Source organism: Micromonospora sp. NPDC092111 (assembly GCF_044755745.1).
In the GTDB taxonomy this organism is placed as follows: Bacteria; Actinomycetota; Actinomycetes; order Mycobacteriales; family Micromonosporaceae; genus Micromonospora.
This window is the reverse complement of the sequence record NZ_JBIVRQ010000001.1, coordinates 335,803-362,653: the sequence shown is the minus strand read 5'-3', so window position 1 is coordinate 362,653 and position 26,851 is coordinate 335,803. Positions and strand designations below refer to the sequence as shown.

At 73.1% G+C, this 26,851-nt stretch carries 24 protein-coding genes and 2 pseudogenes; 12 read left to right on the top strand and 14 right to left on the bottom strand.

The window, feature by feature from the left end; all coding sequences use genetic code 11:
- The first annotated feature begins 2 nt into the window (after positions 1 to 2).
- The 3 genes from ACIQG9_RS01590 (at position 3) to ACIQG9_RS01580 (ending at position 2,616) form a co-directional block, all read left to right on the top strand.
- Positions 3 to 989, top strand: a complete 987-nt coding sequence (locus tag ACIQG9_RS01590; protein WP_400397226.1) for a LacI family DNA-binding transcriptional regulator — start codon at positions 3 to 5, stop codon at positions 987 to 989.
- A 34-nt stretch (positions 990 to 1,023) separates the two neighbouring features.
- Complete coding sequence (locus tag ACIQG9_RS01585) at positions 1,024 to 1,641, top strand: DUF6518 family protein (protein ID WP_400397223.1); 618 nt, start codon at positions 1,024 to 1,026, stop codon at positions 1,639 to 1,641.
- Between the two features lie 105 nt (positions 1,642 to 1,746).
- A complete protein-coding gene (locus ACIQG9_RS01580) occupies positions 1,747 to 2,616 on the top strand; it encodes an LLM class F420-dependent oxidoreductase (RefSeq protein WP_400397221.1) in 870 nt (289 codons plus the stop codon).
- Positions 2,617 to 2,665: 49 nt separating this feature from the next.
- On the opposite strand, the gene ACIQG9_RS01575 is transcribed toward ACIQG9_RS01580, so the two are convergent.
- Both ACIQG9_RS01575 and ACIQG9_RS01570 read right to left on the bottom strand, forming a co-directional pair.
- Positions 2,666 to 4,306 (bottom strand): amidase, encoded by a 1,641-nt coding sequence (locus ACIQG9_RS01575; RefSeq protein WP_400397219.1) that lies wholly within the window; start codon positions 4,304 to 4,306, stop codon positions 2,666 to 2,668.
- The gene (locus ACIQG9_RS01570) at positions 4,306 to 4,605 is read right to left on the bottom strand and encodes a hypothetical protein (RefSeq protein ID WP_400397217.1); all 300 of its coding nucleotides are present in this window, start codon (positions 4,603 to 4,605) and stop codon (positions 4,306 to 4,308) included. Before ACIQG9_RS01570 ends, ACIQG9_RS01575 begins: the two co-directional genes overlap by 1 nt.
- Before the next feature lie 372 nt (positions 4,606 to 4,977).
- On the opposite strand from ACIQG9_RS01570, the gene ACIQG9_RS01565 reads away from it, so the two are divergent.
- Positions 4,978 to 6,261 carry an MFS transporter gene (locus tag ACIQG9_RS01565; RefSeq protein ID WP_400397209.1) on the top strand — a complete coding sequence of 428 codons (1,284 nt, stop codon included), beginning with the start codon at positions 4,978 to 4,980 and terminating at the stop codon, positions 6,259 to 6,261.
- A 34-nt stretch (positions 6,262 to 6,295) separates the two neighbouring features.
- Here ACIQG9_RS01565 and ACIQG9_RS01560 read toward each other — a convergent pair whose 3' ends face one another.
- On the bottom strand, positions 6,296 to 7,999 hold the full coding sequence (locus tag ACIQG9_RS01560; RefSeq protein WP_400397202.1) for a tetratricopeptide repeat protein: 1,704 nt from the start codon (positions 7,997 to 7,999) through the stop codon (positions 6,296 to 6,298).
- Positions 8,000 to 8,446: 447 nt separating this feature from the next.
- Here ACIQG9_RS01560 and ACIQG9_RS01555 point away from each other — a divergent pair, with 447 nt between their 5' ends.
- A complete protein-coding gene (locus ACIQG9_RS01555; protein WP_400397196.1) occupies positions 8,447 to 9,991 on the top strand; it encodes an NAD(P)-binding domain-containing protein in 1,545 nt (514 codons plus the stop codon).
- Here ACIQG9_RS01555 and ACIQG9_RS01550 read toward each other — a convergent pair.
- The 3 genes from ACIQG9_RS01550 to ACIQG9_RS01540 form a co-directional block, all read right to left on the bottom strand.
- On the bottom strand, positions 9,975 to 10,574 hold the full coding sequence (locus ACIQG9_RS01550; RefSeq protein ID WP_400398756.1) for a nitroreductase family protein: 600 nt from the start codon (positions 10,572 to 10,574) through the stop codon (positions 9,975 to 9,977). The genes ACIQG9_RS01555 and ACIQG9_RS01550 overlap by 17 nt on opposite strands.
- A 173-nt stretch (positions 10,575 to 10,747) precedes the next feature.
- The gene (locus tag ACIQG9_RS01545; RefSeq protein WP_400397194.1) at positions 10,748 to 11,899 is read right to left on the bottom strand and encodes a glutamate--cysteine ligase; all 1,152 of its coding nucleotides are present in this window, start codon (positions 11,897 to 11,899) and stop codon (positions 10,748 to 10,750) included.
- 49 nt (positions 11,900 to 11,948) lie between these two features.
- Positions 11,949 to 13,112: a M20 family metallopeptidase gene (locus ACIQG9_RS01540; RefSeq protein WP_400397191.1), complete on the bottom strand. Its 1,164-nt coding sequence runs from the start codon at positions 13,110 to 13,112 to the stop codon at positions 11,949 to 11,951.
- A gap of 369 nt (positions 13,113 to 13,481) precedes the next feature.
- Between ACIQG9_RS01540 and ACIQG9_RS01535 the strand changes: the two genes are divergently transcribed.
- Positions 13,482 to 15,005, top strand: coding sequence for a catalase (locus ACIQG9_RS01535; protein WP_400397188.1), 1,524 nt, complete (start codon positions 13,482 to 13,484; stop codon positions 15,003 to 15,005).
- Positions 15,006 to 15,065: 60 nt separating this feature from the next.
- On the opposite strand, the gene ACIQG9_RS01530 is transcribed toward ACIQG9_RS01535, so the two are convergent.
- The 4 genes and pseudogenes from ACIQG9_RS01530 to ACIQG9_RS01515 all read right to left on the bottom strand — a co-directional run bounded on the left by ACIQG9_RS01530 (position 15,066) and on the right by ACIQG9_RS01515 (position 18,027).
- Positions 15,066 to 15,344: a hypothetical protein gene (locus tag ACIQG9_RS01530; protein WP_400397185.1), complete on the bottom strand. Its 279-nt coding sequence runs from the start codon at positions 15,342 to 15,344 to the stop codon at positions 15,066 to 15,068.
- Between the two features lie 184 nt (positions 15,345 to 15,528).
- Complete coding sequence (locus ACIQG9_RS01525) at positions 15,529 to 16,602, bottom strand: Zn-dependent alcohol dehydrogenase (RefSeq protein WP_400397183.1); 1,074 nt, start codon at positions 16,600 to 16,602, stop codon at positions 15,529 to 15,531.
- Positions 16,599 to 17,372 (bottom strand): annotated as a pseudogene (locus ACIQG9_RS01520) (aldehyde dehydrogenase family protein); the annotation flags it as partial. The pseudogene ACIQG9_RS01520 and the gene ACIQG9_RS01525, both read right to left, overlap by 4 nt.
- Positions 17,362 to 18,027, bottom strand: a complete 666-nt coding sequence (locus tag ACIQG9_RS01515; RefSeq protein WP_400397176.1) for a TetR/AcrR family transcriptional regulator — start codon at positions 18,025 to 18,027, stop codon at positions 17,362 to 17,364. The pseudogene ACIQG9_RS01520 and the gene ACIQG9_RS01515, both read right to left, overlap by 11 nt.
- A 90-nt stretch (positions 18,028 to 18,117) precedes the next feature.
- On the opposite strand from ACIQG9_RS01515, the gene ACIQG9_RS01510 reads away from it, so the two are divergent.
- The 6 genes and pseudogenes from ACIQG9_RS01510 (at position 18,118) to ACIQG9_RS01485 (ending at position 21,727) form a co-directional block, all read left to right on the top strand.
- Positions 18,118 to 18,309, top strand: coding sequence for an SDR family oxidoreductase (locus ACIQG9_RS01510; protein WP_400397173.1), 192 nt, complete (start codon positions 18,118 to 18,120; stop codon positions 18,307 to 18,309).
- Positions 18,310 to 18,342: 33 nt separating this feature from the next.
- On the top strand, positions 18,343 to 19,515 hold the full coding sequence (locus tag ACIQG9_RS01505) for an acyl-CoA dehydrogenase family protein (protein WP_400397170.1): 1,173 nt from the start codon (positions 18,343 to 18,345) through the stop codon (positions 19,513 to 19,515).
- On the top strand, positions 19,512 to 19,763 hold the full coding sequence (locus tag ACIQG9_RS01500; protein ID WP_400397167.1) for a hypothetical protein: 252 nt from the start codon (positions 19,512 to 19,514) through the stop codon (positions 19,761 to 19,763). The genes ACIQG9_RS01505 and ACIQG9_RS01500 overlap by 4 nt, the downstream gene beginning before the upstream one ends.
- A 253-nt stretch (positions 19,764 to 20,016) precedes the next feature.
- Positions 20,017 to 20,088, top strand: a pseudogene (locus ACIQG9_RS01495) (hypothetical protein); the annotation flags it as partial.
- Between the two features lie 86 nt (positions 20,089 to 20,174).
- Positions 20,175 to 20,642 (top strand): hypothetical protein, encoded by a 468-nt coding sequence (locus tag ACIQG9_RS01490; RefSeq protein WP_400398806.1) that lies wholly within the window; start codon positions 20,175 to 20,177, stop codon positions 20,640 to 20,642.
- Positions 20,639 to 21,727 (top strand): branched-chain amino acid aminotransferase, encoded by a 1,089-nt coding sequence (locus ACIQG9_RS01485; RefSeq protein ID WP_400397165.1) that lies wholly within the window; start codon positions 20,639 to 20,641, stop codon positions 21,725 to 21,727. Before ACIQG9_RS01490 ends, ACIQG9_RS01485 begins: the two co-directional genes overlap by 4 nt.
- A gap of 244 nt (positions 21,728 to 21,971) precedes the next feature.
- Here ACIQG9_RS01485 and ACIQG9_RS01480 read toward each other — a convergent pair whose 3' ends face one another.
- The 4 genes from ACIQG9_RS01480 to ACIQG9_RS01465 all read right to left on the bottom strand — a co-directional run bounded on the left by ACIQG9_RS01480 (position 21,972) and on the right by ACIQG9_RS01465 (position 26,832).
- The gene (locus tag ACIQG9_RS01480; protein WP_400397158.1) at positions 21,972 to 22,574 is read right to left on the bottom strand and encodes a DUF1349 domain-containing protein; all 603 of its coding nucleotides are present in this window, start codon (positions 22,572 to 22,574) and stop codon (positions 21,972 to 21,974) included.
- Between the two features lie 126 nt (positions 22,575 to 22,700).
- Positions 22,701 to 23,534 (bottom strand): family 43 glycosylhydrolase, encoded by an 834-nt coding sequence (locus ACIQG9_RS01475; RefSeq protein WP_400398755.1) that lies wholly within the window; start codon positions 23,532 to 23,534, stop codon positions 22,701 to 22,703.
- 261 nt (positions 23,535 to 23,795) lie between these two features.
- Complete coding sequence (locus tag ACIQG9_RS01470; protein ID WP_400397152.1) at positions 23,796 to 25,271, bottom strand: non-reducing end alpha-L-arabinofuranosidase family hydrolase; 1,476 nt, start codon at positions 25,269 to 25,271, stop codon at positions 23,796 to 23,798.
- Between the two features lie 565 nt (positions 25,272 to 25,836).
- Positions 25,837 to 26,832, bottom strand: a complete 996-nt coding sequence (locus ACIQG9_RS01465; protein ID WP_400397144.1) for an acetylxylan esterase — start codon at positions 26,830 to 26,832, stop codon at positions 25,837 to 25,839.
- Between the last annotated feature and the right edge of the window lie 19 nt (positions 26,833 to 26,851).

The window sequence follows — 26,851 nt, the reverse complement described above, 5'->3', positions numbered from 1 at the left end:
CGATGATCGCGCGTCTGGCCGGCGTCTCCGTGCCCACGGTCTCCCGGGTCATCAACGGCCGTTCCGACGTCGCCCCGCAGACCCGGGAACGGGTCGAGGAGCTGCTCAACCGGCACGGCTACCGCCGTCGCTCGGCGGCCAGGCGCACCAGTGCCGCCCTGATCGACCTGGTCTTCAACGACCTGGACAGCCCGTGGGCGGTGGAGATCATCCGGGGGGTGGAGGACGTGGCGCAGAGCAGCGGCGCGGGCACCGTCGTCTCGGCCATCCACCGGCGCACCTCCTCGGCGAAGCAGTGGCTCGACAACATGCGCATCCGGTCCAGCGAGGGCGTCATCTTCGTGACCTCGATGGTGGAACCACCGCTGCAGGCCGAGCTGCGCCGGCTGCACCTCCCGGTGGTCATCGTCGACCCCGCCGGGGTCGCCCCGCAGGAGGCGCCCACCATCGGCGCCACCAACTGGGCGGGCAGCCTGCGGGCCACCCAGTACCTGCTCGGCCTCGGCCACCGCCGCATCGGCTTCATCGCCGGTCCACCGCAGCTCATGTGCAGCCGGGCCCGGATGGACGGCTACCGGGCCGCGCTCGACGCCGCCGGTGTCGCGCTCGACGACACCCTCGTCCGCCCCGGCAACTTCTACCACGAGGCCGGCTACACCGCCGGCACCCAACTGCTGGCCCTGCCCGACCCGCCCACCGCCATCTTCGCCTCCAGCGACCAGATGGCGCTCGGCGTCTACGAGGCGGTCCGCAAACGCGGACTACGGGTGCCCGACGACATCAGCGTGGTCGGATTCGACGACCTGCCGGAGGTCCGGTGGTGCTCCCCGCCGCTGACCACGATCCGGCAGCCGCTGGCCGAGATGGGCATGCTGGCCGCACGCACCGTGCTGCGACTCGCCCGGGGCGAGAAGATCGAGAGCCCGCGTGTCGAACTCGCCACCGATCTGGTCATCCGCGACAGCGCCGCGCCACCCCGGCGCCGCTGACCAGTTCGTGGCCGTGACTCATACCCTTACCCCCATGACAGTCGACCGTCGAGCGGTGGCCATCGGCGCGGTCCTGGGCGGCTTTCTGCTCGGCTTCCTCGACTTCGTGTGGATCAGGTTCGTCCCGTATCCGTTCGCGGAGCTGGGAAACTCCAGCGCGGTGTGGGCGGTCGCCGCCTTCGTGTTCGGGTACCAGGTGAGGTCCGGGTGGGTGCGCGCGGCGCTCGGCGCGGTGGCGTTGCTCGTTGTCGCGGTGCCCAGCTACTACCTCGTCGCCGCGTTGATCCAGCAGGACGACATCTCCGTCGTGTGGGCGGCGTCGTCGTTGCTGTGGATGTTCTTCGGGGTGCTCGCCGGTGTGGTCTTCGGCGTCGCCGGCGTCTGGGCCCGCGCCGCCGGCTGGCGGCAGACCGTCGGTGTCGCGCTGCCCGGCGCGGTGCTGTTCGCCGAGGCGGCCCTGCTGGCCCGACGGATCGGCGATCCCGACTACGGCGGCGGCAGGGTGTGGTCCGTCGTCATCGCCGCCACGCTCGGCGTGCTGCTCATCGTGCTGGTGGCCAGGACGGCCCGGCGGCGGGCGCTGGCGTTGGCCGCGGCCCTGCCCCTCGCGCTGGTGGGGTTCGCGGGCTTCCTGGTCGCGGGTTTCGGTTGAGCGGTGACGCGGGTGGTCCCTCGACGGCCCGCCCACCGGGCGGTCGACTCGACCAGGGGACGGGTCGGGCCGTGGCCCACTAGGCTCGGTACGGAGGTGACGGGAATGAAGCTCGGGCTGCACTACTGGACCTACTCGACCCCGGCCGACCCGGCGGCGATCGCGCCGACCCTGGTCGAGGCGGCCACCATCGCCGAGCAGGCCGGCGTCGCGTCCTTCACGGTGATGGACCACTACTTCCAGATGGAGGCGCAGGCCCCGGCCGGGGAGCCGATGCTGGAGGCGTACACGACCCTGGGCTTCGTCGCGGCGGTGACCCGGCAGATGACGCTGGGGGTGCTGGTCACCGGGGTGATGTACCGGTATCCGGGGCTGCTCGCCAAGATCGTGACCACGCTGGACGTGCTCTCCGGCGGCCGGGCCAGGCTCGGCATCGGCGCGTCCTGGTACGAGCGAGAGCAGCGTGGCCTCGGCGTGCCCGTCGTCCCGGTGGGCGAGCGGTTCGAACGGCTGGAGGAGACGCTCCGGATCTGCCGGCAGATGTGGAGCGACGACAACGGGCCGTTCGACGGTCGGCACTACCGGCTCACCGAGACGCTCAACTCGCCGCAGCCGCTGAGTCGCCCGCACCCGCCGATCATGATCGGCGGGGGTGGCGAGAAGAAGACCCTGCTGCTGGTGGCCCGGTACGCCGACGCCTGCAACCTGTTCGGCACCAGCCCGGCGGAGGTGGCGCGCAAGCTGGACGTGCTGCGCGGTCACTGCGCCGCCGAGGGCCGCGACTACGACACCGTCGACAAGACGGTCGTCGTGTCCCGGCCGGCGCTGGCCGACGTCGACGCGTTCGTCGCCGAGGTGGCCGAATACGCCGCGCTCGGGGTGACCGAGGTGCAGGTGATGCCGGACCGGCACCCGGTGGAGTTCACCCGCCGGATCGCCGACGAGGTGCTGCCGAGACTGGCCGGCATCGGCTGACCCGCCTGCCGTCCGCCCGCCGGCAGGCGGCGAGCGGACGGCGAGCCGGTCACTGGGACAGGTGGGCGACCTCCTCGGCGGTGAGCCGCAGGCTGGCGGGCGCCGTGCCACGCGCCGCCGGGGTGGCCGGCGGGTTGGCGGGCCGCCGCCGGTGCCAGTCGGTGACCGCCTGATAGGCGGCGGTCACCGAGAGCAGCCGGTCCTCGCCGTAGGGCAGACCGCCGAGGATGGTGCCGATCGGTACGCCGTCGGCGGTGAATCCGATCGGGAAGGCGATCTCCGGCAGGCCGAGGATGTCGAACGGCACCGGGCTGGTCTGCACCACCACGTCGCACGAGTCGAAGAGCTGGTCCAGGACCCGCTCCATCAGCAGCAGCTTGGCCCGCTGGCCGGTGATGAACTCGTTGCCGCCCAGCAGCGCGCCCTGCAACCAGCCCGTTACCGACACCCCGAAGCCGCGCAGGTCGGTACGCAGGTACGGCAGGAACGGCTCACTGCGCTCCGGCAGCCGTACGTTGTTGAACGCGGTGCCGGTGAGCAGGTCCCACTCGTCGGGCAGCGGCACGTCGACCACGGTGGCGCCGGGGATCGCGGCGAGCTTCGCCAGGTACGCCTGCCGGGCCAGCGCGGTCTCCGAGGTGCCGGCGGTGAACCCGGGCAGCACGCCGATGCGGGTCTTCCAGCGCAGCTTCAGCCGGCCACCCTGGTACGTCGGGGAGGCCGCGTCGATCAGCTTCGGCACCTCGGGCAGGCCCTGCGTACGCGGGTCGGCCGGGTCCGCGCCGGCCATCGCGGTGAGCATGATGGCCGCGTCCTTGGCGTCGCGGGCCAGCGGACCGGGGTGGTCGCGGGTGTAGCTGAGCGGGATGATCCCGTGCAGCGAGACCCGGCCCATCGTCGGCTTGAGGCCGGTGAGGTTCTGCGCGTTGGACGGCGCGGTGATCGAGCCGCCGGTCTGGGTGCCGGTGCCGGAGGCGGCGAGTCGTCCGGCGACGGCGGTGGCCGTACCGGTGGACGAGCCGCCGGGGTCGGTGCGGACGTTGGTGGGGGTCCACGCGTTGACCGTGGTGACCACCCCGCTGGGGGTGGTGGCCCGGGTGGTGGCCAGCGGGCCCATCTGGGTCTTGCCCAGCACGATCGCCCCGCCACCGTCGACCAGTCGCGCCACTGCGGTCGCGTCGAACGGCGGCCGGAAGTCGGCGAACAGGTACGAGTTGGCGGTGGTGGGCACACCTGCGGTGTAGTAGTTGTCCTTGATGGCGAGCGGGATGCCGTGCAGTGCGCCCCGGTGGGGCTTCTTCGCCAGGGCGCGGGCCGCCTTGACCGCCGTGTCGGCGAGCACCAGGTTGAACGCCTGGTACGTGAGGTCGTAGGTAGCGATGCGGGCCAGGTACGCCTCGACCAGCTTCTCCGGGGTGAGCTTGCCGGCGCGGATCAGCCAGGCCGCCTCGGCGACGGTCAGCTCGGTCGGGTCGGCCACCGCCTCCGGGCGTGGCGTGACGTAGGCGCTCGGCACGTTCAGCGCCGGGTTGTACCGGCCGGCCGGTGGGGATGTTCGGCCGACGTCGGCCGCCGACGCCACGGCGGGCAGCCCGACGGCCGCGCCCACCGCCGACGCGGCGGCCAGCGTCGCGGTGCGGGCGAGGAAGGCACGTCGGTCGACGCCGTGGTCAGCCGGTGCGGTGCTCATCACTTCCGCCATTCTGTGCTGATCGAGGGGTAGAGCATCGGCGCCGGCTGCTGGGACAGGGCGCTGGCGACGGCCGGGTCGGTGCCGGCCGGCGCGGGAAGCTGGTACGCGGCGAGCGCGCCCACCGTGCCGCGGACGAACGAGCGCAGGGACGCCAGCACGGCGTCCCGGCCGGGGGAGCCGGTCTCCGGGTCGGCGGCGCTGCCGGCCGGAAGTTGGTCAAGGTCGATCCCGAGGGACGCGAGCCGGGCGCGGATGAGGACGTCCAGTTCGGTGTCGGTCGGTGGAGTGGGGGCCATGACGCTCCTTGAGGGGTGGGAGACGATGACCCACTGTCGGGCCGGATCGTGTCACCGGCGTGAAGAGTCGATCTCGGCGCGGTGAAGCAACGCAGGTCAATGCCCCTGCGGGCGGCTGAGACGAGCGGTGTGCGGCCGGCCGTGCGGTCACCGCCGGTCGTGTCGACCGCCCCGCCCCCGCCGCGCCCCCGCCCCGCCCCCGCCGCGCCCCCGCCCCGCCGCGCCCCCGCCCCCGCCCCCGCCGCATCGTCCCGTGACCGCCACCCGGCACCGGTGGAGTGCGGGGGTCGACGTCGGACGCCCCCCGGGGCCGGTCCCGTCCCCGGCATGGGCGACGCTGTCACCCGTCGCCCCGTTCCCGATGGAGGACCGATGTTCGCTCCGCTGCGGTACGCCGCGTTCCGCTACCTGGCCGCCGGCCGGCTGGTGAACATGCTCGGCAACGCGGTCGCGCCCATCGCGCTGGCCTTCGCCGTGCTCGACCTGACCGGCTCGGTGCGTGACCTGGGCCTGGTGGTCGGCGCGAGGTCGCTGATGAACGTGCTGTTCGTGCTCTTCGGCGGGGTGCTGGCCGACCGGGTTCCGCGCCGGGTGGTGCTGGTCGGCTCCAACCTGCTCGGTGCGCTGACCCAGGGGGCGGTGGCCGCCCTGGTGCTCACCGGTACGGCGACGATCCCGCTGCTGCTGGCGCTCGGCGCGGCCAACGGCGTGGTGAGCGCGCTGGCCCAACCGGCCTCGGCCGCCGCGACCCCGCAGACGGTGCCGGCGGAGCTGATCCAGCCGGCGAACGCGATCATCCGGCTCGGCATGAACGCCGGCATGATCGGCGGTGCGGCGCTCGGTGGCCTCCTGGTGGCGGCGGTCGGGCCCGGCTGGGGCCTCGCCGTCGACGCGCTCACCTTCGCCGTCGCGGCGGTCGCCTTCACCGGAGTCCGGATCCCCACCGCCCGGGTGCGGGGCGCCGGCGCCAGCATCGTCGCCGACCTGCGGGAGGGCTGGACCGAGTTCACCGCGCGGACCTGGGTCTGGGCGGTGGTGCTCGGCTTCATGATCCTCAACGCGGCGTTGGCCGGCGGCGTGAACGTGCTCGGTCCGGTCGTGGCGGACGAGACGATCGGCCGTACCGCCTGGGGTGTGGTGCTGGCGGCGGAGACCGCCGGCATGGTCGTCGGCGGGGTCATCGCGCTGCGGATCCGGGTACGCCGGCTGCTGCTGCTCGGGGTGACCTGCATGTTCGCCGAGTCGTTCCTGTTGCTGGGGCTGGCCCTGGCGCCGACCGTCGTCGTGTTGGTGACCGCCGGGGTGGCGGTCGGGATCGCCGTCGAACAGTTCGCGGTGGCCTGGGAGACCTCGATCGCGCAGCACATTCCGGCCGACCGGCTGGCCCGGGTCTACTCGTACGACATGTTGGGGTCCTTCGTCGCCATCCCCCTCGGCCAGGTGGCGGTCGGGCCGGTCGCCGCGGTGATCGGCAGCCGCGACACGCTGCTGATTCTCGCGGCCCTGGTGGTGCTCTCCGTCCTCGGCATGCTGACCAGTCGGGACGTCCGCCGGCTGGCGGCGGTGGCCCCCGCCCGCGCCACCGGCACGGCGCCCGCCGGGCCGACCGACGACGCCCCGGTCACCGCACCCACGGAACCGGCCGCCCGGGCCTGACCGGACCGCCGCCCGGGACGGGGTGGGCTGCCGCTCAGCCGGCCATGGCGCGACGGCAGCGGTCGAGCTCCGCGCGCAGGTCACGGCGGAGCGCCCGGTCCAGGTCGGGCTGGGCGAGCGCGGCGGTGAAGTCGCGGGCGGCGTCGTCCCACCGGCCGAGCCGCATCAGCGCGGTACCCCGGTTGTAGTGGGGCACGGGGGCCGCCGACAGCGCCACCGCCCGGTCCAGGTCGGCCACCGCGGCGACCACGTCGCCACGGTCGAACCGGACGGCGGCCCGGTTCGTCCATGCCTCGACCAGCTCCGGATCCCCGGCCAGGGCCCGGGTGAGCAGGTCGTCGGCTTCGGCGAGGTCGCCGCGCTCCGCGCGGATCAGCCCGAGGGTGCACAGCAGCGCGGGCTCCTGTGGGGCCAACGCCAGCCCGGCCCGCGCGCCCCGCTCGGCCGCCTCGAACGCGCCGCCCTCGACGTGCAGGTTGACCAGGGCGATCCGGGCGTCGAGGTGCCCGGGGTCGATGGCCAGGACGCGGTCCAGGTCGTCGCGGGCCCGTTCGGCGCGGCCCCGCTCCTGCTGGAGCACCGCCCGGTTGTAGTACGCCTCCGGCAGGTGCGGTCCCAGGCGGATCGCGGTGTCGTAATCCCTGATCGCGGCCGGGTGTCGCCCGGCCGCCCGGTGCAGGGCCGCCCGGTCCACGTAGTACTCGCAGTTGTCGGGATCGTGGGCGATCACGGTGTCGAGTTCGGCCAGGGCCCGGGCCGGATCGCCGAGGGCCAGGTGCACCTGCGCCCGGTTGTGCCGTAGCCGGGCCAGGTCCTGGGGGCGTTCGCCCGGGGCGAGCACCGCCGTCAGCCGGGCCAGCCCGCTGTCGATCATCCGTAGCGCGCGGGCGGGCTCGCCCGCCCTGCTGTCCAGCAACGCGAGGCCCTGCTCGTAGAAGACGGTGGACAGCACCCGCTGTCGCGGGTCGGTCAGCCCGGCGGCCAGGTGGAGCGCCCGCTCCAGCCACTGCCGCGCCTGCGCCGGGTCCTGGTCGGCGGCCGGCAGGTGTCGCGCGTACAGCATGGCGGTGGCGTACGCGGCCGACATGGTGATCTTCGGATCGTCGGTGGCGGCGCGGACCTCGTGGTAGAGGTCGAGCGCTTCGGCGGCATCGTCCAGGGCCGCCAGGGCGGTGGCCAGGCCGGTGGTGAACGCCCACCAGTTCCGCAGGTCGCCGGCCGGGGTCACCAGGGCGCGCCCGCGCCGGGCGGTGCGGGCGGCGTGGTGGTAGAAGCCGCGGGCCAGGCTGTCGCCGAGGGCGGTGCGGATCGCGTCCGGGGTCGGCTCGGCCGCCACCGGCCGATGGGCGTCGCCGTCGCGCAGGTCCAGGCGCACCGGGTCCGGTCCGAGCCGCCGGGTCAGCGTGTCCAGCAGCTCGCGGGTGGTCTCGTCGGCGTGGTCGACGTGGTCGAACCGCACCGTCACCGGGTGTCGGAGGGTGCCCGCCCAGGCCGCGACGAGCTCCGCCGCGCCGTACGCCAGGCAGGCGGTGCGCCGGGCGGGATGGAACCGGATCGGCTCCTCCTCGGCGGCGGTGCGGGCCGCCGGGTCGAGCCGGGGCGCGATGGCCTGCAACTCGACCTCGTGGCGGGACGCCAGGCGGGGGCGCTCGGCGGCGATCCGGCGGAGAAAGGCCGCGACCCCGGCGTACGGGCCGTGGTCGCGGTGGCAGTCGTAGCGCTCGGGCCCGCCGGTCACGGCCGGCCCGAGCGCCGCAGGGGCGGGCGCCCGGGAGCGCCCGCCGGGCCGGCAGTTACCAGCACCACTCGATCCAGAGCCGGCGGGCGCCGGACACCAGACGCAGCGTGTTCCTACGGCGGACGGTCATCTTCTTCATGGGCACCTCCGTTGTACTCCACTCAGGACTGGCCAGAGCGTAGTCCCGATCAACAGAAATATGAAGACGGTTCGTGAGAGCCGCCCGCGCCGGCCGGCTTGCCCAGGTCAGACCAGAAGAGTCGCCAGTTGGCAGCACGACGGACCGCCACGGCTGCACGTCGGCGGCACCGGATGGCGACGGACCCGTTGCCGCCGCGCTGATCGGCGTCGCCGCGACGGATCCGCGACGGCGCCCCGGCGGCATTGACACCTACCGCTATCCATTCCAAGGTCTGAGGAACTGTCTCCCCGTCGAAGGGCTGCACGATGGTCGACAACGCGCACACGTACGTCATCGTCGGGGCTGGGCCCGCGGGGCTCCAGCTCAGCTACTACCTCCAGCAGCAGGGCGCCGACTACGTGACGCTCGAGCGCGGCGACGAGCCGGGCGGGTTCTTCCGGCGTTTCCCGCGGCACCGCCGGCTCATCTCGCTCAACAAGGTGCACACCGACAGCACGGATCCGGAGATCCGGCTGCGGTGGGACTGGAACTCGCTGCTCAACGAGTCCCCGGACCTGCTGTTTCCGAAGTTCAGCGACGAGTACCTGCCCGCGGCCGACGACCTGGTGCGCTACCTCGCCGAGTTCCAGCGGACCTACCGGCTCAACGTCCGGTACGGCACCACGGTCGACCGGATCACCCGGACGGGCGACGGGTTCACGGTCGGCACCGACCGAGGAGAGGTGCGGGCCCGCTGCCTCGTCGTGGCGACCGGCTGGGGCCTGCCGTTCGTGCCGGCGGTCAAGGGCATCGAACACGCCCTCGGCTACGAGGACATGGACGTCGACCCGGCGGCGTACGCCGGCAAGCGGGTCCTCATCATCGGCAAGGGCAACTCGGCGTTCGAGACCGCGTCGGCCGTCCTGGGCAAGGCGTCGATGGTGCACCTCGCCAGCCGGCAGCCGCTGCGGCTCGCGTGGAACACCAAGCACCCCGGGGACGTCCGTGGCCAGTACGGCGCGATCCTCGACAGCTACCAGTTCAAGACGTTGCACTCGGTGCTCGACTGCACCATCGACGAGATCCGGCCGGTCGACGGGCGGTTCCAGGTGTCGATCACCTACACCCACGCCCAGGGCGAGACCGCCGTGCTCGACTACCACGCGGTGCTGCGCTGCACCGGCTTCCGGATGGACACCGCCCTGTTCGACCCGGCCTGCCGTCCCGCCATGGTGCGTGACGACCGGATGCCCGGGCTGCGCCCCGACTGGCAGTCGAGCAACATCGACGACCTGTACTTCGCCGGCACCATCGCCCAGGCCCGGGACGTGAAGCACGCGTCGTCGCCATTCATCGACGGCTTTCGGTACAACCTGCGCACCCTGACCCGGATCCTGCGGGAGCGGTACGACGACGTGCCGTTGTCCTTCGCGACGACGCCGGCCGACGCGGCGTCCCTGGCCAAGCTGATGCTCGACCGGGTCAACTGGAGCTCGGCGCTGTGGACCCAGTTCGAGTACCTCTGCGACGTCTTCGTGCGCGACGACTCCACCGGCGACTTCCAGCACTACGAGGACCTGCCGGAGGACTACGCCGTCGAGCGCTTCGCGGACGCCACGCACTGGTACACGCTCGCGCTCCGGTGGGGCCGCGACGACTACGGGGACGTCTTCGCCATCGAACGGCACCCGAGCCCCGACCGGGCCCGTGAGAGCGCCTTCATCCACCCGGTGATCCGCCGGTACCGGGGTACCGAACTGCTCGCCGAGCAACACCTGCTGGAGGATCTGCTGGCCGAGTGGCGGCGGCCGGACCGGCACGTCGAGCCGCTGGTCGAGTTCCTGACCGGGAACCTCACCAACGGATCATGACCTCGTCGAGCGGCTTGCGGGCCAGGTCGGGGACCCGGGCGTCCGGCGCCGGGTACCCGACCGGCATCACCACGTACGGGCGCTCCTGCGGCGGACGCTCGCACACCTCGTTGAGGAACCGCATCGGGCTGGGCGTGTGGGTCAGCGTGGCCAGGCCGGCGTGGTGCAGCGCGGTGATCAGCAGGCCGACCGCGATGCCGACGGACTCCTTGACGTAGTACGGCTTCGGGCTCTGCGGCCCCTGGTGGACCTCGAAGACGACGATGACGGCCGGCGCGGTCTCCAGGAACGGCTTCTGCCAGTCGGTGCCGAGCGGGGCGATCGCGCCCAGCCACTCCGGCGAGGCGCGGCGCTGGTAGAAGGTGCGCTCCTCGGCCTCCGCCGCCTCGCGCAGCCGGCGCTTGCGGGCCGGGTCGGTCAGCACGACGAACCGCCACGGCTGCACGTTGGCGCCACTGGGTGCGGTCGACGCGGCCCTGATCGCGGCCTCGATCACCCCGTCCGGCAGCGGGTCGGCGACGAAGTCACGGACGGAGCGGCGTCGGGCCATCCGGTCCGCGAACGCCTCCGCCTCGCGCACCATGTCGGCCGGCGGCCGGCGGTCGTGTTGGACCGGGACCGTGGGTAGCAGGACTGTGTCGGTCACCTCGCGCCTCCCCTGGGAGAATCGGGCGGTCCGGCCGTCACGGGGGAGGAACCCCGCCTGCCTCCCGGTGCCGGTTTTTCCCAGCATTTCCGAGGACGGGCGGTTCGTCGTTACGCCAGCGTGCTTTCTTCGAAAGTGGGCACGTCGGGCGCGGTCCGGGCGACGAGTTCGTCGACCACGTCGGTGAGGCGTCCACGCGGTGCCGCCGCCGCCCGCTGCCGGGTCGCCCCGTCGCCGTGCCCGGCCAGCCCGGCCAGCCACTCCTCCACCCGGCGGTGGTCGCCCGCCTCCTCCAGCGCCGGGCGGGCGAGCCCGACCAGCCGCCCGGCGAGGTCCGGGGCGGGCGACAGCCGGCCGGTGACGACGTCGACGCCGTGGCCACCCATCCCGTCGCGGGCGGCCCGCCAGTACGCCAGCCGCATGATCTCCGGGACGAGCCTCGGTCCCTCGTCGCCCCGGTCGACGGCGGCTCCGGCCGTGACCACCAGGGCGCGTACCAGGGCGGCGAGGGCGGCGGACTCGGCCGCGCCGACGGGCACGTCGGCCACCCGCACCTCGAGCGTGGGCTGGTGTGTCGACAGCCGGAGATCCCAGAAGATCGTCCCGGGGTCGACCAGCGCGCCCGCCTCCAGCAGGGTGTCCACGTGGGCGTCGTACTGCCGGGCGGACGTCAGGTACGGCGGCGGGCCGGCCACCGGCCAGCGCTGCCAGGTGACGGTGCGCCAGCTCGCGTACCCGGTGTCGCGCTCGGACCAGTAGGGCGAGTTGGCCGTCAGCGCCAGGAGCACCGGCAGGTGCTGGCGCAGATGGTTGCAGATCAGCACGGCCCGGTCCCGGTCGGGCTGCTCGACGTGGACGTGGACGGCGCAGATGGCGAGTTCGTCGTGCAGCCCACGGTAGGTGGCGGTACCACGGTCCTGGCGCGGCCCTTCGGTGATCGGCGGCGGCACGGCCCGACCGAGCACCGGCGTGCCGCTGGCCATCACCCGCAGGCCCGCCGAGCGGGCGGCGGCCTGGATCGCCGCCCGGCCGGCGGTGAGCTGCGCGGCGAGGTCCGCCACGGCGTGGCAGGGGTCGGTGCGGGTCTCGACCTGGAGCTTCGTGATCTCGCCGCCCACCCGGACGCCGAGCGCCGGGCGCGCCCGGTCGACGACGGTGGCCGCCTCCGGTACGACCTCGCCACGGTCGGCGTCGACGACGAGGAACTCCTCCTCGACGCCGAGCCGGGGGATGGGCGATTCGGATCGCTGTTCCGTAGCCATGCGCACGACCGGGCCCCTCGCTGCCGGTCGGTTGCCGGCAGTGAGCACCCTACGGGGTTTCTACGACGGATCGACGTTCGACGCGCTCCATGGTGGACAGCCGGTCGACCAGCCCGGCCAGCAGCGCGGTGCGTTCCGGCATCCGGTCGAGGTCGACGTACTCGTCCTGGGCGTGCGCGCCGCCACCGACCGCGCCCAGGCCGTCGAGGGTCGGCACGCCCACGGCGGCGGTGAAGTTGCCGTCGGACGCGCCGGCGGCGTGTGCGCCGGCGGGTGCCGGGATGCCGAGCTGGCCGGCGATCCGCTGGACGAGCTCCAGGAGGGGCCGGGCGAGCTCCGGGGACATGGGGTGGCGGTTGATCCTGCCCTCGACGACCAGGGTCGCCTCGGGCAGGAACGGCGCCAACGCGTGGATGGCCCGGTCGACGCGTTCGAGTTCGGCGGTGGTCCAGGCCCGGACGTCGACGGCCAGGCTGGCCCGCTCGGGCACCGTGTTGGTGGTGGTGCCGGCGGACAGCAGGGTCGGTGTGACGGAGGTGCCGGCGCTGTCCGCCGCGCCGAGCGCGCGCAGCGTGAGGATCTGGTGGGCGACCTCGACCGTGGCGTTGATCCCGCGCTGTGGTTCGACGCCGGCGTGGGCGGCGCGGCCCCGCACGGTGAGGTGGTACACCGAACCGCCCTTGCGGGCCACCTTCACCTGCCCGTCCGGGGTGGCCGCCTCACAGACCAGGACCGCGCCCGAGCGCCGCGCCTCCCGTTCGATCAGCGGCCGTGAGGTGACGGACCCGGTCTCCTCGTCGCAGGTGAGCAGCACGCCGACCGTCGAGGTGTCGTCGAGCAGGCGCAGCGCCGTGAACATCTGCACGATGCCGGCCTTCATGTCGCACACGCCGGGGCCGGTCGCGATGTCCTTTCGCACGGTGAAGGGCCGGGACCGGATCGTGCCGACCGGGAAGACGGTGTCGAAGTGGCCGAGGAGCAGGACGCGCTGGTGGGTGGCCGGCCACAGCAGGTGCGGCAGGCCGTCCACGACGACCCGCCGGGCGGGCCGGCCGAGCGCTTCCTCCCCCCACCCGGCGAGCAGGTCGGCGCAGGCGTCGAGATGGGGCAGCGAGCCCGGTGCCGACTCGGCCGCGACGAGCGTGCCCAGCCGATCGACCATCTCTGCCCGGAGTCGTTTCGCGGCGTCGAGCAGTGCGCGCGGGTGGTCCATCGATCCCTCCGGCCTCAACGGGTGACGGGCCTGGCCAGGCGTGGTCTGTCCACCATCGCAGCGGGGTCGGTCCCGGTCACCCTTGTCCGTGCTCAGATGGCCGATTCCTCCGGCGCGGCGAAGCTTGACCCGTTCCGGCGGTGGTGGGACGTTGGCCTGGTTGGTGCGGGCGAATTGGTGACAACCGTCACATCTGGTGTGGCGGGCCGGTGGGCTGGTTACCGAGGTCGAGGGGTGGCCGGGCCCGCTCCGTCCGCATCCCGGGTGACGGCGTCGGCCACCTGACGGCCGGCACCCGGGATCGTCCTGCGGGCGGTGCCCGAGCCGCCGGTCGCCAGGCAGTGCCTGATCCGAGGTAAGGAGTTCCGCGTGACCACACAAGAACGTCCGCCGACCACCACGGACGCCGGGGTTCCGGTCGCCAGTGACGAGCACTCGCTGTCCGTCGGGCCGGACGGTCCGCTGCTGTTGCAGGACCACTACCTGATCGAGCAGATGGCGAACTTCAACCGGGAGCGCATCGCGGAGCGGCAGCCGCACGCGAAGGGTGGCGGGGCGTTCGGCACCTTCCAGGTGACCCAGGACGTCAGCGCCCTCACCCGGGCGGCCGTGTTCCAGCCCGGCGCCGAGACCGACGTGGTCGTCCGGTTCTCCACCGTCGCCGGTGAGCGGGGCAGCCCCGACACCTGGCGTGACCCGCGCGGGTTCGCGGTGAAGTTCTACACCGCCGACGGAAACCTGGATCTGGTCGGGAACAACACGCCGGTCTTCTTCATCAAGGACCCGATGAAGTTCCAGCACTTCATCCGGTCGCAGAAGCGCCGTGCGGACAACAACCTGCGCGACCACGACATGCAGTGGGACTTCTGGACGCTGTCGCCGGAGTCGGCGCACCAGGTCACCTGGCTGATGGGGGACCGGGGCATCCCGCGTACCTGGCGGCACATGAACGGGTACGGCAGCCACACGTACCTGTGGATCAACGCGCAGGGGGAGCGGTCCTGGGTCAAGTACCACTTCAAGACCGACCAGGGCGTCGAGTTCTTCACCCAGGACGAGGGCGACCAGATGGCGTCGGCCGACACCGACTACCACCAGCGCGACCTGTTCGCGCACATCGAGGCCGGGCAGTTCCCGTCCTGGACGCTGCACGTGCAGGTGATGCCCTTCGAGGACGCCCGGACGTACCGGTTCAACCCGTTCGACCTGACCAAGGTGTGGCCGCACGGCGACTACCCGCTGCGTGAGGTCGGCCGGATGACGCTGGACCGCAACGTCACCGACTACCACACCGAGATGGAGCAGGTGGCGTTCGAGCCGAACAACGTGGTGCCCGGCACCGGCCTGTCGCCGGACAAGATGCTGCTCGCCCGGGGCTTCAGCTACTCCGACGCGCACCGGGCCCGGCTCGGGGTCAACTACCGGCAGATCCCGGTGAACGCGCCGAAGGTGCCGGTGCACAGCTACTCCAAGGACGGCGCGATGCGGGTCCAGAACGTCTCCGACCCGGTGTACGCGCCGAACTCGTACGGCGGCCCGCAGGCGCGGCCCGAGCGGACCGACGACGGCGGCCGGTGGTACGCCGACGGCGAGATGGTCCGCGCGGCGTACACCGCGCACGCCGAGGACGACGACTGGGGCCAGGCCGGGACGATGGTGCGTGCGGTGCTCGACGACGCGGCCCGGGGGCGGCTGGTCGACAACATCGTCGGTCACCTGCTCAACGGGGTGAGCGAACCGGTCCTGCTGCGGGCCTTCGAGTACTGGCACAACGTCGACAAGGACCTCGGCGACCGGGTCGAGGCCGGGGTGCGGGCCAAGCAGGGGGAGAAGGACCCGAAGGCCGCCGAGCAGGCCAACCCGGCCCGGTCGAGCATGCAGCACAAGGCCTGACCGCCGGTCGCCGCCGGCCCGACGCCCCCGCGGGGTTCCCTCCGTGGGGGCGTCCGTCCGCTACGACATGTACAGGTACCAGTACGACTGCTGGTCGTACGGGTGCCACTGGTAGACGCAGGTGTAGGAGGCCCAGGCTCCACCCCGGACGAGGCTGTCCCCGAAGTACCGGCAGGCTTCCAGGGTGTAGTAGTAGCCGAACAGGTAGGAGGAGGCGGCGGTGATGGCGGCCGAAGCCGGGCGTGCCACCGGTGTCGCCGCCTGGGCGGGAGCCGCGACGCCGATCAGCAGCGCCCCGCTGACGCCGGCGAGCGCGATGACGTGTCGGCCGCTACCCATGTCGCCTCCTGGAATCAGGTCTCCTCATAACCTGGAAATATAGTCAAGAGTCGATGCATCCCTCGGCTGTGACCACGAGGTTGTCGCCATCCGCGTAACCCGTCGAACCCGACTGGTGATCTCGCCGACGCGGGACCGCCGCGTCACGCATCCGCTCGCGCACCCAGCTCGCCCGCGCGCTCTCCTAGGGCACCACCACGGTGCGGGCGCCCTCGCCCCGGGCCATCCGGGCGAACGCCGCCGGGGCGCCGTCCAGGGTGGTCCGGTCGGTGATCAGCGGGGCGAGGTCGAGGGTGCCGTCGAGTACGGCCCGGGCCAGCTCCGGTACGTCCCGGTCCGGGTCGGAGGACCCGTAGACCGAGGAGCGCAGCGTACGGGCCGAGTGGAAGATGTCCAGGGCGCTCAGGCCGACGACGTCGTCCTTGGCTCCCATGCCCACCACGATCACCTGCCCGCCCCGACGGGTGGCCCGCCAGGCGGCGCGGATGCTGCTGCTGCGCCCCACGCACTCCAGGGCATGGTCGACGCCCCGCCCCCCGGTGAGCGCCCGGACCGCCCGGTTGACCGACTCGTCGGCGAGCAGGAAGTCGGTCGCGCCCACGGCGGCGGCCAGTTCCGCCTTGGCCGGCGACACGTCCACGGCGATCACCGGGCCGGCGCCGGCGGCCCGGGCGGCGGAGACCACCGACAGCCCCACCCCGCCGAGGCCGATGACGGCGACCGAGTCGCCGGGGCGTACCCCGGCGGTGCGGCGGACCGCGCCGACGCCGGTGAGGACGGCGCAGCCGAGCAGCGCGGCGGCCTCGGCGGGCAGCTCCGCGGGGACCGGGATCACCGCGTGCTGCGGCACCACCACCTGCTCGGCGAGGGCGCCGAGGCCGAGGGTGACGTGCAGCGGCTCGCCGGCCGGGGTGCGGCCCCGGGGGACGGCGGGCGCGCCGGCGCGTTCGCAGAGCCACGGTTCGCCGTGCCCGCAGTACCAGCACCGCCGGCACGGCGGCGCCCAGTTGAGCACCACCTGCTCGCCGGGCACCACCCGGGAGACGCCGTCGCCGACCTCGGCCACCACCCCGGCGGCCTCGTGCCCGAGCACCAGCGGGTACGGCGGCGCCAGCGTGCCGTTGAGCATCGACAGGTCGGAGTGGCACACCCCGGCGGCCCGGATCGTTACCCGTACCTCGCCGGGGCCGGGGGCGGGCAGCTCCACCTCCTCCACCCGGGGCGGCTCGCCGACGGCCCGGGCGACCAGCGCCCTCATCGCTGGATCGCCTTGGTCTGGAGGAACTCGTCCAGGCCGTGGCTGCCCAGCTCACGGCCGAGACCGGACTGCTTGTAGCCGCCGAACGGGGCGAGCGGGTTGAACGCGGCGCCGTTGATGTCGACCGCGCCGGTCCGCAGCGCCCGCGCGACCCGCAGCGCCCGCTGCTCGTCGGCGGACCAGACCGCACCGGCCAACCCGTACCGGGAGTTGTTGGCCACCGCGACGGCGTGCGCGTCGTCGTCGACCGGGATTACCGCGAGCACCGGCCCGAAGACCTCCTCCTGGGCCAGCGCGCTGTCCGGGTCGACGTCGGCGATCACCGTCGGGGCGACGAAGAAGCCCCGGTTCGGCACCGGGGCGTCCGGCCCGCCGGCGACCAGCCGGCCGCCGTCGGCCGGGCCCCTGACGATGTGGTCGCGGCCGGTGGCGGTGGACCCGGTGAACGAGACCAGGTCGACCGCCGGGTGGGCGGCGACCGCCTCGCCGGCCTCCGGGCCGGTGCCGGTGACCAGGTTGACCACCCCGGGCGGGAAGCCGGCCGCGTCGACCGCGTCGAAGAGCAGGTACGCCACCAGCGGGGTCAGCTCGCTCGGCTTGAGCACCACCGGGCAGCCGGCGGCCAGGGCCGGCGCGAGCTTCGCCATCATCTGGTGCAGCGGGTAGTTCCACGGGGTGATCGCCCCGACCACGCCGACCGGTTCCCGTACCACCAGTAGCCCCTCACGTCGTCCGAAACTAGCAGTGCAAGTTTCGACTCTAGTATCCGGCGGCGGCCGGCGGGAGGGGCGGCAGCGGCCCGACGGTCCGCTCGTAGGTGCGGGACAGCCCGTCGACGAGCGCGTCCAGGCCGAGGGTGAAGGCGCCCTCGTCGACGCGCTGCTGGTGTTCGGCGAGCCGGTGGGCCTGGGTGAGGTGCGGATACTGCTCGGCGTAGAGCCCCGGGTCCTCGACGAAGCCCCGGGCGAACGAGCCGAGCGCCGAGCCGGCGACGAAGTACCGCATCAGCGCGCCGATGTGGGTCGCCCGTGCCGGTGGCCAGCCCGCGTCGACCAGCCCGCCGTAGACCGCGTCGGCCATGGCCAGCGCGGCCGGTCGACGGCCGGGGCCCCGGGCCAGGTACGGCACGATGTGCGGGTGGGCGGCCAGCGCCGCCCGGTACGAGTGCCCCCACCGGCGGAGCGCCTCCCGCCAGTCGACGGTGCCGAAGAAGGAGACGTCCACCTGTGCGGTGATGCTGTCGGCGACCGCGTCGAGGATCTCGTCCTTGGTGGCGAAGTGGTTGTACAGCGACGGGCCGCGTACGCCGAGCGCGGCGGCGAGCCGGCGGGTGGAGAACCCCTCCAGCCCGTCGGAGTCGATCAGCGCGGCGGCGGCCTCGACGATCCGCTGCCGGCTGAGCAGCGCCTGTCGCGGCCGGGGCATCGCTCTCCTCCTTCTGCTCGGTGATCCGTGCAGAACTCTGCCACAGCGGGGTCTGGACGGAATAAAACTTGCACCGCTAGTTTGTTTCCCATGGACCTTCACCTCTCCGCCGAACGGGTCGGCAGCCGGCCGGCGGAGCACCAGCGGATGGTGGCCGAGCAGACCCCGCTGCGGCGGGTCGCCCAACCGGCGGTGATCGCCTCGGTGATCGGCTTCCTGGCCAGTGACGACGCCTCGTACGTCAGCGGCCAGACCCTGTACGTCAACGGCGGGGCGCGCTGACCCGCGCCACCGCAGAGCATCCGGAGGAGACACATGGACTTCGCACTGACCGACGAACAGCGGGCGGTCCGGGACACCGTCCGGTCGTTCGTCACCCGGGAGGTGATGCCGCTGGAGCAGGAGGTGCTGCGCCGCGAGCGGGCGCACCGGCCCGGCCTGGAGCGCGCCGAGCTGCGCGAACTCCAGCTCAAGGCGCGTAAGTTCGGCTTCTGGGGACTGGCCACCCCGCAGGAGTACGGCGGGATGGACCTGCCGGCGGTCACCCAGTCGCTGATCTGGACCGAGCTGGGCCGCACCTTCGTGCCGTTCCGGTTCGGCGGCGAGGCCGACAACATCCTCTTCCACGCCACCGAGGAGCAGCGGCGGGAGTTCCTGATCCCCACCATCGAGGGGGAACGGCTGTCCTGCTTCGCCATCACCGAACCGGGCGCCGGCTCGGACGCGGCGAACATCCGGCTGTCGGCGCGCCGCGACGGCGACGACTGGGTCCTCGACGGCGAGAAGACCTTCATCACCGGCGGCAACGAGGCCGACTTCGCCATCGTGGTGGCGGTGACCGACCGGGACCGGGGCGCCCGCGACGGCGGCGCGACCGCTTTCCTGGTGGACCGGGCGATGGGCTGGCGGTCGGAGTTCATCCAGACCATGGGCGAGGGCGGCCCGGCGTCGCTGGTCTTCGACGGGGTGCGGGTGCCGCACCGCAACATCCTCGGCGAGGTGGGCCAGGGGTTCACGCTGGGCATGCAGTGGATCGGCAAGGGGCGCTACACCATCCCCTCGCACGCCATCGGCATCGCCGAGCGGGTGTTGCAGATGGCGATCGACCAGGCCAACACCCGGGAGACCTTCGGCACCAAGATCGGCGCCAACCAGGCCATCCAGTGGATGATCGCCGACTCGGAGACCGAGCTGGAGGCGGCCCGTTGGCTGGTGCTGCGCTCCGCCTGGACGGTCGACCAGGGTCTCGACGCCCGGCACGCCTCCTCGATGGGCAAGCTCTACGGCGCCGGCATGGTCAACCGGGTGGTGGACCGGGTCCTGCAGATCCACGGTGGCATGGGCTACACCCGGGAGTTGCCGATCGAACGCTGGTACCGACAGGTCCGGCTGTACCGGATCTTCGAGGGGACCGACGAGATGCAGCGTCTGATCATCTCCCGGGACCTGCTGCGCGGCTACACCACAATCGGCGGGCACCTGGCATGAGGGTCTTCGCCGACACCGACGAACTGGCCGCCGCCGTCGGGCAGACCCTCGGCCCGGGGCCCTGGCAGCGGATCGAGCAGGCCCGGGTCGACCGGTTCGCCGACGCCACCGACGACGCCCGTCTGCGTCGCCGAGACGGTCAGCCGGCTCTACCTCGGGCCGGTCGGATGACCGCCCTGTCGCTGGCCATGGTGCTGGCCGAGGCCACCCCGCCGGCACCCGGACACCGTCGCGGTGGTGGACGGTGACGTCCGACTGACGTACGCCGAGCGGTGGCTGGGGCCCGCTGCCCGCCGTGCCCGGGGTGGCCGCGCCGGCGGAGTAGTGATCTGCGAGTCGGGGCCGGAGGCATGGCGGAGCGTGGCCGTCGTGGCGCGGGGGACCGGGCGTGGGTGGCGGACCGGGGGCCGGACCCGCCATCATGGACCGCTGCCGGGCACTCGTGGTGACTGATAATGTTCTATTGGTCGGTCGGTGCCGGAAGAGCGGAGCCATCGCGGGATGGTAGGGGGCGACGTCGTCATCACCGGGATCGGCGCCGTCACGCCGCTCGGCCCCGACCGCGACCGCACCTGGCAGGGCCTGCTGGCCGGCAAGTCGGGCGTCGGGCGGTCACCGCGTTCGACGCGGCCGACCTGCCCACCCGGATCGCCGCCGAGGTGCGCGGCTTCGACCCGGCCGAGCACTTCACGGGCAAGCAGCTCCGGCGGATGGCGCGGTTCAGCCAGTTCGCCGTGGTCGCCGACCGCGACGGGTTCGTCTTCGGCGAGGGCGCGGTGATCCTGGTGCTGGAGTCGGCCGCGCACGCCCGCCGACGGGGGCCCACCGCCTACGCCGCCGTCGCCGGTGGCGCGCTGACCAGCGACGCCTTCCACGTGAGCGCGCCCCGACCGGGTGGGGCGTACGCCACCGCCGCCATCCGCCAGGCGTCGGGGCGCGCCGGCGAGCGGGCGGTGCCGCCGACGGTCAACCTGCACCAGCCGGACCCGGCCTGCGACCTGGACTTCGTACCCCACCAGGCCAGGGAGATCCCCGTGCGGACGGCCCTGACCAACGCCTTCGGCTTCGGCGGGCAGAACTGCGTCGTTGTGTTCACCGGTACGCCGTCGCGAGGAGAGCCCGCATGACCGCACAGTTCCCGTTGCGCCCCACCGACCACCCGACCTCCCCGCAGGAGCGCGAGCGGATCCTCACCGACCCCGGGTTCGGCCGGTACTTCACCGATCACATGGCCACCGCCCGGTGGGACTCGGACGCCGGGTGGCACGACCACCAGGTGGGCGCGCTGACGCCGTTCACCATGCACCCCGGCGCGGCGGTGCTGCACTACGCGCAGGAGATCCTCGAAGGACTCAAGGCGTTCCGGCACGCCGACGGCAGCGTCTGGCTGTTCCGGCCGCAGCTCAACGCGCGCCGGTTCGCCGCGTCCGCCCGCCGGATGGTCCTGCCCGAGCTGGACGAGGAGACCTTCACCGAGAGCGTGGCCGCGCTGGTCCGCGCCGACGAGGCGTGGGTGCCGCCGCACGGCGGGGAGCAGAGCCTCTACCTGCGCCCGTTCATGTTCGCCTCGGAGGCGTTCCTCGGGGTCCGCCCGGCCCAGCAGGTCACCTACTGCGTGCTGGCCTGCCCGGCGGGGTCGTACTTCCCGAACGGCGTCACCGGCGTGACGCTGTGGATCAGCACCCGGTACAGCCGGGCGTCGATCGGCGGCACCGGCGCGGCCAAGTGCGGCGGCAACTACGCCGCCAGCCTGGCCGCCCAGCGTGAGGCCCTGGAGCACGGCTGCGAGCAGGTGCTCTACCTGGGTGGCGAGCAGCGGCGCAGCATCGACGAGTCGGGCACCATGAACGTCTTCTTCGTGACCCGTGACCACCAGCTCCTCACCCCCGGTCTCGGCACCATCCTCGACGGCGTGACCCGGGACAGCGTGCTGACCCTCGCCGCCGACCACGGGCTGGAGCCGGTCGAGCGGGCGATCGACCTGGACGAGATCCGCGACGGGTTCGCCGCCGGGTCGATGACGGAGGCGTTCGCCGCCGGTACGGCCGCGGTGATCACGCCGATCATCGGGCTCAAGAGCGACGAGTTCGCCATCACCATCGGTGACGGGAAGCCGGGCCCGTACACCCAGCAGTTCCGCGAGCGGCTGCTCGACATCCAGTCCGGCCGGGCCGCCGACACCCACGGCTGGATGCACCGGGTGCTCCAGTGACCACACCGAGTCGGCCGCCGGCGTGCTCGGGCTGGTGAAGCCGGTGCTTCGCCTGCACCGGCGCACCATCGCGCAGTAGGCCAACTACCGGGCGCCGACCCCCCGGATCGACCTTTCCGGCACCGGGATCGACATCCCGGTCGTACCGGTGCCCTGGGACGTGCGGCTCGGTGCCTGCGCGTCGACCAGCTCGTACGGCATGCACCGGGGCCTTGTCAGCGCCGACCGGCCCCGTCGCGGCGGGTCAGGATCCGTCCCGGAGGTCGGTGGGTGCCTTCGGCCCGAACCGGATGTCGTCGAAGCGGACCTCGCAGACCTCGCCGAACGGGGCCTGGGCGAGGAAGCCGACCCGGGCGGTGGCCGCCGAGGCCAGCCGGAAGACCCGGACGAAATGCCAGACCGTCCCGTCCGGTGAGGCGTGGAACACCCAGGCCTCGCCGACCCGGCTGACCCGCAGATGCACCTCGCCGGCCTCGACGATGGTGGAGTTGCAGTCGTCGGACCAGTCGTTGGTCACCACGCTGACGACCATCGCCTCGCCGGCCGGTGACCACTCGAAGCACACCTTCGCCCAGTGGTCCTCGTCCACCCAGACGGCCAGCGCACCGGCGTCGTACGTCGTTCGCGGTCCCGCCACCCGGACCCGGGCGGAGAGCGTGAACTCGGCCGGCGCCGGGAAGCCCAGCGCGCCGGCCCGGTGCTGCCGCCCGCTGCCCAGGGGGTCGTTCGTCCAGTCGACGCCCGCCCCCGCGGTGAGGGTCAACCCGCCGGTGGCGTCGTCGACGGCACCGGCGCCCGGCTGGGGAAACCAGCTCAGCGGTGGCAGTCCTGCGACCTCGATCGTCATCCTGCGTCTCCTTTCAGCGGGGGTCGACGGCCCTTCGGGCCCGGCGGCGTCCGACCGGGAGGCGCGTGCGCGGCCCGGTGCCCATGCTCGCACAGCGCCGGCCTCCGGGGCGGTCCGTGGTGGCGGTCATTCGAGGACGAAGGTGGCGTCGGCGTTGCCCGTGGCGTCCGTGACGGGACGGGCCCGGTAGTCGTAGTGCCGGACGAACCGGTCGGGCTGGTTGTCCGATCGGAGCCGGACGGGGGTCGCGCCGTCGGGCACGGGAATGCCGAAGTTCGGGGTGCCGTCGGCGTTCCAGTAGAGCTTCTGGAGCCGGGTCCGCCGGTTGGGGTCGCGCAGCGGGTCGCCGGTGATGTCGCGGTAGCTGCGGTCGTGGTAGACCAGGATGTCGCTGCGCCCGTCCTCGGACACGGTGAACGAGTTGTGCCCGGGTCCCCACTGGCCGGTGGCGGCGTTGCTGGTGAACACCGGCTGGGGCGACTTCACCCAGGACGACGCGTTGAGCAGGTCGCCGCCGGCCGGGGCGGTCAGCAGGCCGAGGCAGTAGTTGGCGTCCGTGGCGCTGGCCGAGTAGGTGAGGAAGACCCGGCCGCCGCGTTGCAGCACGGCCGGTCCCTCGTTGACCTTCACCCCGCCGCGCATCTCCCAGTCGAGGGTCGGCACGGCGATCCGGGTGGGCGTGCCGGTGATGGTCCAGGGGTTCGACATCCGGGCGAGGTACAGGTTGGAGTTCGTGGCGATGCCGGGTTCGGCCTGGGCCCAGACCAGGTAGCGGACGCCGTTCGTGACGAACGTCGACGCGTCGAGGGCGAAGGTCTCCCAGGGGGTACGGATCTGGCCCCGCTCCGTCCAGGTCGCGGTCAGCGGGTTCGCCCCGGTGCCCTCCAGGACGTACATCCGGATCGCCCAGACGTTGTCGGTGGCGCCGGCGGCGAAGTAGACGTACCAGCGGCCGTCGATGAAGTGGATCTCGGGGGCCCAGGTCGGCGCGTTGGGCGGCCACCGGGTTGGTGTGGCGGACGGCGGGGGTCGCCCCGGCCGGCGGTGCGCCGATCAGCGTGGCGGCCAGCAGGTCCTCCGTTCGAGACACGCGAGGCGGCAGTGGTGCGCCCGGGTCGGCCGGCACCGGCTCGCGGTGCCGGAGGCGGGACGGTCCGTCGGAGTGGCCGACCGGCGGCCGGAGGTTCCGGCCGCCGGGGCATCCGGGTCGGGTGGGGGCGGTCAGCAGGTGGAGTTGGTCTGGGTGAGCAGGCCGAGCCGCCAGGGCAGGCTGTTGTAGTCGCCGCTGGCGTTGGGGTCCAGGCCCTGGTAGAGGTACTGCAACTGGCAGGGGCTGACGGTGAGGGTCTGGTCGTAGCCGCTGCGGATCATCTCGCCGTGGCTGATGTCGCGGGTCCAGGCCGTACCGCTGAAGGTCACGTTGTTGGCCCGGGCGAACGGGTTGTTCTCCTCGGCGGCGAGGGCCTGCCACGGGCCGGCGATGCCGGTCGCGGTCCAGGAGCGGAACCAGCGGCGGCCGTCGCTGCCGATGGCCTCGACCAGGAGCAGGTAGCGGTCGCCGACGCGGTAGACGTTGGCGGCCTCGAAGAGTCGGTTCCGATTGGCGTCCTGCAGGGCGATGACCGGTTCGTTGAAGCCGTTGGGGAAGTTCGCCAGCGAGGTCTGCGACCGGTACAGGTGGCCGTTGTCGTCGGAGGAGAACAGGTGGCAGGTGGTGCTGTCACAGATCACCCACATGTCGACCCAGTAGCCGTTGCCGATGTTCTGCCGGATGATCTCGGGCATACCGCTGTAGAAGTTCTTCGGCGCGCTCCACCCGTTGGGGTTGCTGATGTCCGGGTTGGTGGAGTACGAGGCGTTGCCCGTCTGGTAGACGAGGTACCACAGTCGCTGCGGCGCGAAGTAGAACACCTGGGGCGCGGCCCGGTAGCCGGCGCCGATGGGGGTCTGGTCGAGGTAGTGGAAGGTCGCCGAGCCGGCCTGCGCCCAGTCGGTGAAGTTCAGGTAGACCATGTGGTACCCGGCTGATCTCGCGGTGCTGGCGAAGACGTGGTACCGGCCGTTGTAGTAGACGACCGTGGGGTCCTTGATCCCGGCGATGCCCCGACCGTCGTTCTTCGGGCCGATCAGCGCCCCGCTGGAGGACCATCGGAAGCTGCTGGGCAGGGTCCCGCCCGGCGGGGGAGTGGTCGGTGGGGGAGTGGTCGGCGGCGCGGTCGTGGGCGGCGCGGTCGTGGGCGGCGGGGTGGTGGGTGGGGTCGTGCTGGGGGGCGGGGTGGTCGGGTCGCCGGTGCAGGCGGTGCCGTTGAGGGTGAAGCTCGTCGGCACCGGGTTGCTGCCGGCCCAGGATCCGTTGAAGCCGAAGGACACGGTGGCGTTGCTCCCGATCGTGGCGTTGTAGCTGACGTTGCGGGCGGTGACCTGGCTGCCGGTCTGGGTGACGGTGGCGTTCCACGCCTGGGTGACCTGCTGCCCCGCCCCGTAGGACCAGGTCAGCGTCCAGCCGTTGACCGGGTCGCCGAGGTTGGTGACGGCGACGTCGGTGCCGAAGCCGCCGGTCCACTGGGACGAGACGCGGTAGGTGACCGAACAGCCGGGTACGGCCGCCTGGGCGGGCAGGACGACGGCCGTCCCTGCGGCGATCAGGCCGGCGGCGGCCATGAACAGCCGCACCGGCAGCTTTCGGGTGGGTGGCATTCCGGACTCCTGTCGGGTGTGGTGGTAGCCGGTCTTCGAGGGGTGGTGGCGGCCCCGGCCGTCGGCTGCCCGGTGCCGAGGACGGGTCGGCGTTGCCCGACACCACGCGCGGGCAGCGCAGCACGCGCTTGCCGCTCAGGCGGTCACCCGAACGGTGCCCGCCGGCGACGTCGAGCCGGTGCCCCCGCAACCGGACCCGGCGGCTCGGGGACGTCCGGCGGGGACGGGGGACCTGTCGTGGTCGCCTGGTGCGGCGGAACCGATGGCGGCGCCCCGACAGTCGTCACCGGCTCGCGGTGCCCAGGCGTGAGCCGCGCGGAACGACCAGGAACCCGGACGTCATCGCTGGTGGTCGACGCGGTCGGTGCCGATCGTCAGCGAGCCCCGCAGGTGGCTGACCGGTGCGCCGGGGCCGGAGTGTGCCCTGCACTCCCGCCGGATGCACCATAACGTGTTATCGCTAACATCGGCAATAGATCGACGCATGGCGATGGTTCGGCACTCGCCGCCGGGCGGGCCGGCGGGCCAGCGACTCGCGGTGCTGGTCCGCCGTGCGGGGCACGGGTCATGCGGACGGCCGGAGCAGGGCGTCGAGCCAGCGAAGCTGTCGTCCACTGTGCAGCGCCTCCCCGCCCTCGTGGCCGTTGAACGGGTAGGCGTGCAGTTCCCGGACGGGCGGCTCGGCCCGGCCGTTCGCCGCGCCGTACTGGTTGTGGGCGGCGAAGCCGGTGCTGGCCGGGCACACGGTGTCGCGCAGCCCGATCCCGAAGTGCGCCGGGGCGGTCGCCCGTCGCGCGAAGGTCACCCCGTCGACGTAGGACAGGGTGCGCCGGACCGCCTCCTCGGCCTCCCGGTGCACCGCCAGGTACCGGGCGATCTCGCCGTACGGGGCGGCGTCGCTCAGCTCGACCGCCCGCTGGACGTCGCAGAGGAACGGGGCGGTGGTCAGCAGGGCGGCGAGGTCGCCGACCAGGCCGGCGACCGCCAGGGCGAGGCCACCGCCCTGGCTGTTGCCGGCCGCGACGACCCGGGCCGGGTCGACCCCCGGCAGGGCGCGGGCGGCGTCGACCGCCCGGACCGCGTCGGTGATCAGGCGGCGGTAGTGGTAGTCGTGCGGGGCGAGGATCCCCCAGGTGGCGGGCCACGGTCCACCGGGTGCGCCGTGCGGGTCCGGGGTGTCGCCGGGGCCGTGCTGCCCGGCCTGGCCCCGGTTGTCCATCAGCAGGTGCGCGTAGCCGGCCACCGGCCAGGTCAGCCGCTCGTGCGGCCGGCCTCGGCCGCGCCCGTAGCCGGCGTACTCGACCACGGTGGGCAGCGGCGCGTCCACCCCGGCCGGCCGGGTGTACCAGGCCCGCACGGGGTCACCGGCGAAGCCGGCGAAGGTGACGTCCCAGGTGTCGACCAGCCGCAGGTCGGTGCGCTCCGGGCGGACGTCGACCAGCACCGGACGGCTGGCGGCCCCGGCGAGCGTGCCGCGCCAGAACTCGTCGAAGTCGGCGGGCTCGACGACGGTCGGCGCGTACCGCCGTAGCTGGTCGGTCGGGGGGTCGAACGGGGCCATGGCATCCTCGCAGGTCCGG

What these genes read in the sequence shown, in the direction of transcription:
- ACIQG9_RS01590 (WP_400397226.1), top strand. Translation starts at nt 3, where the DNA reads ATGATCGCGCGTCTGGCCGGCGTCTCCGTGCCCACGGTCTCCCGGGTC.
- ACIQG9_RS01585 (WP_400397223.1), top strand. Translation starts at nt 1,024, where the DNA reads ATGACAGTCGACCGTCGAGCGGTGGCCATCGGCGCGGTCCTGGGCGGC.
- ACIQG9_RS01580 (WP_400397221.1), top strand. Translation starts at nt 1,747, where the DNA reads ATGAAGCTCGGGCTGCACTACTGGACCTACTCGACCCCGGCCGACCCG.
- ACIQG9_RS01575 (WP_400397219.1), bottom strand. Translation starts at nt 4,306, where the DNA reads ATGAGCACCGCACCGGCTGACCACGGCGTCGACCGACGTGCCTTCCTC.
- ACIQG9_RS01570 (WP_400397217.1), bottom strand. Translation starts at nt 4,605, where the DNA reads ATGGCCCCCACTCCACCGACCGACACCGAACTGGACGTCCTCATCCGC.
- ACIQG9_RS01565 (WP_400397209.1), top strand. Translation starts at nt 4,978, where the DNA reads ATGTTCGCTCCGCTGCGGTACGCCGCGTTCCGCTACCTGGCCGCCGGC.
- ACIQG9_RS01555 (WP_400397196.1), top strand. Translation starts at nt 8,447, where the DNA reads ATGGTCGACAACGCGCACACGTACGTCATCGTCGGGGCTGGGCCCGCG.
- ACIQG9_RS01550 (WP_400398756.1), bottom strand. Translation starts at nt 10,574, where the DNA reads ATGGTGCGCGAGGCGGAGGCGTTCGCGGACCGGATGGCCCGACGCCGC.
- ACIQG9_RS01545 (WP_400397194.1), bottom strand. Translation starts at nt 11,899, where the DNA reads ATGGCTACGGAACAGCGATCCGAATCGCCCATCCCCCGGCTCGGCGTC.
- ACIQG9_RS01540 (WP_400397191.1), bottom strand. Translation starts at nt 13,112, where the DNA reads ATGGACCACCCGCGCGCACTGCTCGACGCCGCGAAACGACTCCGGGCA.
- ACIQG9_RS01530 (WP_400397185.1), bottom strand. Translation starts at nt 15,344, where the DNA reads ATGGGTAGCGGCCGACACGTCATCGCGCTCGCCGGCGTCAGCGGGGCG.
- ACIQG9_RS01525 (WP_400397183.1), bottom strand. Translation starts at nt 16,602, where the DNA reads ATGAGGGCGCTGGTCGCCCGGGCCGTCGGCGAGCCGCCCCGGGTGGAG.
- ACIQG9_RS01515 (WP_400397176.1), bottom strand. Translation starts at nt 18,027, where the DNA reads ATGCCCCGGCCGCGACAGGCGCTGCTCAGCCGGCAGCGGATCGTCGAG.
- ACIQG9_RS01510 (WP_400397173.1), top strand. Translation starts at nt 18,118, where the DNA reads ATGGACCTTCACCTCTCCGCCGAACGGGTCGGCAGCCGGCCGGCGGAG.
- ACIQG9_RS01505 (WP_400397170.1), top strand. Translation starts at nt 18,343, where the DNA reads ATGGACTTCGCACTGACCGACGAACAGCGGGCGGTCCGGGACACCGTC.
- ACIQG9_RS01500 (WP_400397167.1), top strand. Translation starts at nt 19,512, where the DNA reads ATGAGGGTCTTCGCCGACACCGACGAACTGGCCGCCGCCGTCGGGCAG.
- ACIQG9_RS01485 (WP_400397165.1), top strand. Translation starts at nt 20,639, where the DNA reads ATGACCGCACAGTTCCCGTTGCGCCCCACCGACCACCCGACCTCCCCG.
- ACIQG9_RS01480 (WP_400397158.1), bottom strand. Translation starts at nt 22,574, where the DNA reads ATGACGATCGAGGTCGCAGGACTGCCACCGCTGAGCTGGTTTCCCCAG.
- ACIQG9_RS01470 (WP_400397152.1), bottom strand. Translation starts at nt 25,271, where the DNA reads ATGCCACCCACCCGAAAGCTGCCGGTGCGGCTGTTCATGGCCGCCGCC.
- ACIQG9_RS01465 (WP_400397144.1), bottom strand. Translation starts at nt 26,832, where the DNA reads ATGGCCCCGTTCGACCCCCCGACCGACCAGCTACGGCGGTACGCGCCG.